This window comes from Mucilaginibacter sp. P4_E8, assembly GCF_056401495.1.
The window spans coordinates 1-4,853 of record NZ_JBFUJG010000236.1; the positions used below are offsets into that span (position 1 = coordinate 1).

At 43.7% G+C, this 4,853-nt stretch carries 5 protein-coding genes, 1 tRNA gene and 1 pseudogene; 4 read left to right on the plus strand and 3 right to left on the minus strand.

The window, feature by feature from the left end; genetic code table 11:
• From AC1DRQ_RS29460 to AC1DRQ_RS29470, 3 genes are all read left to right on the plus strand, one after another.
• On the plus strand, positions 1-515 hold a 515-nt coding region (locus tag AC1DRQ_RS29460; RefSeq protein WP_477429390.1), incomplete at its 5' end, for a hypothetical protein.
• Positions 516-828: 313 nt separating this feature from the next.
• Positions 829-1,326, plus strand: coding sequence for a metallophosphoesterase family protein (locus AC1DRQ_RS29465; RefSeq protein WP_477429392.1), 498 nt, complete (start codon positions 829-831; stop codon positions 1,324-1,326).
• 135 nt (positions 1,327-1,461) lie between these two features.
• Complete coding sequence (locus AC1DRQ_RS29470; protein ID WP_429395176.1) at positions 1,462-1,731, plus strand: hypothetical protein; 270 nt, start codon at positions 1,462-1,464, stop codon at positions 1,729-1,731.
• 29 nt (positions 1,732-1,760) lie between these two features.
• Here the strand turns inward: AC1DRQ_RS29470 and rnhA are convergent, their stop codons facing one another.
• Together rnhA and AC1DRQ_RS29480 are read right to left on the minus strand one after the other, a co-directional pair.
• Positions 1,761-2,231 (minus strand): ribonuclease HI, encoded by a 471-nt coding sequence (rnhA, locus tag AC1DRQ_RS29475; RefSeq protein WP_429395178.1) that lies wholly within the window; start codon positions 2,229-2,231, stop codon positions 1,761-1,763.
• Between the two features lie 76 nt (positions 2,232-2,307).
• Positions 2,308-4,410: a heavy metal translocating P-type ATPase gene (locus AC1DRQ_RS29480; protein ID WP_477429396.1), complete on the minus strand. Its 2,103-nt coding sequence runs from the start codon at positions 4,408-4,410 to the stop codon at positions 2,308-2,310.
• A gap of 116 nt (positions 4,411-4,526) precedes the next feature.
• Here AC1DRQ_RS29480 and AC1DRQ_RS29485 point away from each other — a divergent pair.
• Positions 4,527-4,600 (plus strand) — tRNA-His (locus AC1DRQ_RS29485).
• Between the two features lie 58 nt (positions 4,601-4,658).
• Here AC1DRQ_RS29485 and AC1DRQ_RS29490 read toward each other — a convergent pair.
• Positions 4,659-4,853: pseudogene (locus AC1DRQ_RS29490) on the minus strand (hypothetical protein); the annotation flags it as partial.

Genomic DNA, 4,853 nt, shown 5'->3' on the forward strand with positions numbered 1-4,853 from the left:
AGATTGATCAAACCGCGGCCATAACAGCCGACAGCAATTTTAAAAACTCTCCCTTTGCCGAAAGGCTTACTTTATATCCATCGGGTTTTGAGGCGTTTTTTGACGCTTATCCCGATAGGAAATTTGACCTTATTGTTTCCAATCCTCCATTCTATATCAATTCGCTGCAATCACCTGGTGCAAGGAAAACTTTAGCCAAACATACCGACGAGCGCTTTTTTGATAAGCTAATTCAGAATGTATCTGCTCATCTTACCAATAACGGCGTTTGCTGGCTGATACTGCCTCCAGAAACTGCTGTACCAGTAAAGCAGCTGGCCTTGCAGTATAGGCTCTATTCACAAAAAATTATTACACTACATTCTTTTAAAGCGGATGCACCGCATCGAGAAATATTGGCTTTTGGTTTTGATGCTCAGCAAGCTGAAGAAGAGCGATTTGTGATCTATGATGCGCCAAAGGTTTACAGCAAGCAATACCAGGAAATATTGAAAGGGTTTTTGACGATTTTTTAATTTATCTAACTTCACTTATCATCCTGAGGTATCAAACCAGCGGTGTCTAAATGGTTAAATGACATAAGAAGCGGAAGGTTGTGCGATTCCCCTCTTGAGAGGGGGAGGGGTGTGTCCTTTTTATCGCACGTATAGCGATTCCTACGCACCCCTCTCAAGAGGGGAACTAAAAACAAGTACGTCATTGGCAGGGAACGAAGGATCTATTCGCCCTCTTGCTTATCGTATAATAGATGCTTCACTATGTTCAGCATGACAATTTTTCTATTCTCTTGATTCTCGACTCTTACCTCTTGTGTCTATATTTGCTCCCATGACCCGCATAGGCCTTATATCCGACACCCACAGCTACCTTGACGACGCCGTTTTTAAGCATTTTGATAATTGTGATGAGATCTGGCACGCCGGAGATTTCGGTACTCTTGAACTGGCCGATAAGCTGGCGGCCTTTAAACCATTAAAAGGCGTGTATGGAAATATCGACGGTAAAGATATCAGGCAGGTTTACCCCGAGCACTTGCGTTTTAATTGTGAAGGGGTTGATGTTTGGATGACCCATATCGGCGGTTATCCGGGTAAATATAGCCCGGCGGTAAAGAAGGAGATCTATTTAAATTCGCCTAAGCTATTCATTTGCGGGCATTCGCATATACTCAAAGTAATGCCTGATAAAACTATTGGCTGTCTGCATCTTAATCCGGGCGCCGCGGGGCAGCAGGGATGGCATAAGGTGCGTACCCTCATGCGTTTTAATATTAATGGTGATAAAATTCAGGACCTGCAGGTTATTGAATTAGCCGGTAGATGGTAATTTAATTTTGGACGAAGGGTTTTGCTCCAAAATACACCCTACGTCATTGCGAGGCACGAAGCAATCTCTAAGCTGTACAGAGCGAATTGTGCCTATTGTAGAGCGCTCAATTGCCGCTGTGGCTGTTACTTTGTCTTGATACAAAGTAACCAAAGATCAAGTCAGCAGAAATGCTTCTTTGCGCACAAGGCCTTTGCCCTGCAAACCAGCCAGAACCACGGGCTGCTAAACCTTGCCGCTACTTCGTTCGCTCAATCCTCGGCTTCGGCAAGGTTTGCTAATGCCCCTGCTATCACACAGTCCATCATGTTCTGCCCGCTTTCGGCCGAAGCTTATCTGCTAACGGGAAGAACGATGGTAAGAATAGCTATCTGTTGCGTCGTCAAAGTATGGCCCCTCTACTAAATCTTTTGCTTTTTATAGATTGATAATTATTACAATAACCCAGCCTTAGCGTTCTCTACCTCAAAAACAGAATCTATCAGTAATGGTTTTTGTTTACCTGCCGCTACAGCCAGCTCATCGCAACGCTCATTTTCGGGGTGACCGTTATGACCGCGTACCCAGGTGAATTTTATCTGGTGTTGTTTGCTGATGTCGAGGTAACGCAGCCAAAGATCCTTGTTCTTTTTACCGGCAAAACCCTTTTGCAGCCAGCCATTAACCCATCTTTTTTCAATGGCATCAATCACATATTTGGAATCGGAAAATATCATGACCTGCTGGTTGGGGGTTTTTATGGCTTCCAGTCCCTTAATCACAGCCAGCAGCTCCATACGGTTGTTGGTAGTTTTGCGGAAACCTTCAGATAGTTCCTTATAATGCTTGCCCGAACGCAATATAACCCCGTAGCCACCCGGTCCCGGATTTCCGCTTGATGCACCGTCTGTAAAAATCTCGATCATTATGCAAATATAGTAAAGCCCCCCAACCCCCTAAAGGGGGAGCACGAATTTAATATGCTAATCGAAAACTCCCCCTTTAGGGGGCGGGGGGGCTTATTCTCTTAACCTTTAGTCTCAACGAATTGCCAATAACCACCACATCAGAAAAAGCCATGGTAAAAGCGCCTATCATTGGGTTTAAAAAGCCTAATGCTGCAACAGGTATAGCTATGATATTGTAGGCAAATGCCCAGAAAAGATTTTGTTTGATGGTAAGTAGTGTGTGTTTGCTGATCTGCAAAAATTTGATAACCGAATGCAGATCGGTATTCAGCAACACCACACTGGCCGATTGTATGGCTACCTGGCTGGCATCATTCATGGAAACGCCAACATCGGCTTTGGTTAGGGCAGGGGCATCGTTTATGCCATCGCCTATCATTATGGTTTTGCCCTTTTGTTTGTAAATATCAATAACCTTTAGCTTTTCGTCGGGTAGTTTTTCGGCATGTACTTCTTTAATCCCTATCTGGCCGGCAACATTTAAACAGCGGTCTTTTTTATCACCGCTTAAAAGCACAGGCACTATCCCCATTTTTTTAAGCTCAGCAATCAGGGAGGCGGTTTCGGGTTTTATCTCATCGTCAATAGCTATTTGGGCCAGCAATTTTTGGTTTTTATACAGCGATAAGTTAAAATGATCATTCTTATTGAGCTTGGCGGTTCCCAGGAAATAATTATTGCCCTCCACACCTTCGGCACGCATACCTAACCCTTTTTCTTCCCTGGCTACTTTTAGTATCACCTTTTGTTTAGGCAGTTTTTTTAAGCCGGATACTAATGATTTGGCTATCGGGTGGTTTGATCTTTCTTCAATGGCTATGATGATGCCCCTTACTTGTTCTATATCAACCCCAGGCTCGGCCTTTATCTCATTAATGCGAAATTTACCGGTAGTTAAAGTACCCGTTTTATCAAACACCACATATTTGGTATTGGCCACGGCTTCAATAGTATCGCCGCCTTTAATCAGGATACCACTTTTTGCGGCACGACCCAGGCCAACCATTACTGCCGTAGGGGTAGCCAAACCCATGGCACAGGGACATGATATCACMAGTACCGCGATAGCGTTCATGAGCGCGTGTTGCAGGCCTGTATGACCCACAAAATAGGTAAGCACAAAAGTAAGCAGCGCAATGCCTATCACAGCAGGCACAAATATGGATGCAACCCTGTCGCCCAGTTTTTGTATGGGTGGTTTGGCAGCCTGAGCTTTTTTCATCAGATCAATGATCTGCGACAGGATAGTGTTGGAGCCAACCTTGGTGGCCAGCATGTGAATATTACCGTTAAGCAGTATAGTACCGCCGATTACCTTATCATATTTCTCTTTTTCTACCGGCAAACTTTCGCCGGTGAGCATGGCTTCGTCAACCGAGGCGCTGCCCGAGAGTATTTCGCCGTCCACCGGGATCTTGTCGCCCTGGTTAACCAGTAAAGTATCACCGGGACGTACCTCTTTGGCGCTGATCACTTCAACACCACCATTGATAACACGGTTGGCATTTACCTGCTGAAATTTGATCAGATCTTTTACTGCCGAGGTAGTTTGGGTAACGGAGCGCTTTTCGAACACGTTACCTAACAGCACCAGGGTAATAATGGTAGCACAGGTTTCATAAAACTGATATTGTGCGCCTAAGTTTTGAATGGTACCCACCAGGCTATATATAAATGCCGATGTTGAGCCAATAAATATCAGCACATCCATATTGGGTACGCCGCCCTTGACCGAACTCCATGCGCTTTTACCAAAATGCAGGCAGCCTACTATAAACACCGGCAGGCATAGTAAAAACTGTACCACGGGCTGGTGTAAAAAGTGCCAGGGTAGTATCATATGCAGCAGGAGCGGGGCGGTAAATAAGGCGCAGAAGATAAATTTGTTCTCTACCTTTTCATAAAATGCCGGCTGGTGATGCGCAATATCATCAATAACCCTAAATCCTAAATTTTCTATGCCTTTTTTTATTTCGGGGAGTTTGGTGTTGTCGCTGGTTGAAAATTTTACCTCTTCGCTGGCAAAATCAACCAGTATATTATGTAAGCCTTTTTTTTCGAGTAACTTATGTATAGATAAGGCGCAATTATTACAATGCATCCCTGTCACATTCAGTTCAATTAATTGCTCAGCCATAGTTACAAATTTAGTGATTAATTAAAATCGTTCTAAATTAAACAGGTAAGCCAAATGTAATTTTAAAAAGAGTTTGCAAATCGGCGTAAGATTTCTATTTTTGCACTCTCCAAACGGTAGATGTAGCTCAGTTGGTTAGAGCATCGGTTTGTGGTACCGAGGGTCGTGGGTTCGAGCCCCATCATTTACCCGAAAGCCTCTCATGAAAATGAGAGGCTTTTTTGGTTTGTAAGAGGGTCGAGATTTTTTTATTTAAGGCTAGTGCTTTTTCCTTTCTTCAGTATATTTCCTTTACTATCGTACACCGTCGTATAATCGTCGTTATAAGTCCTGCTCTCAATTCCCAATTTTTCCAGTAATTCATTGGCTTTTTGCCTTATAAGTATCCATGTGGGGTGTATATCAATATGATCCCAATCCCAAATCTCTGATGGAATATCATC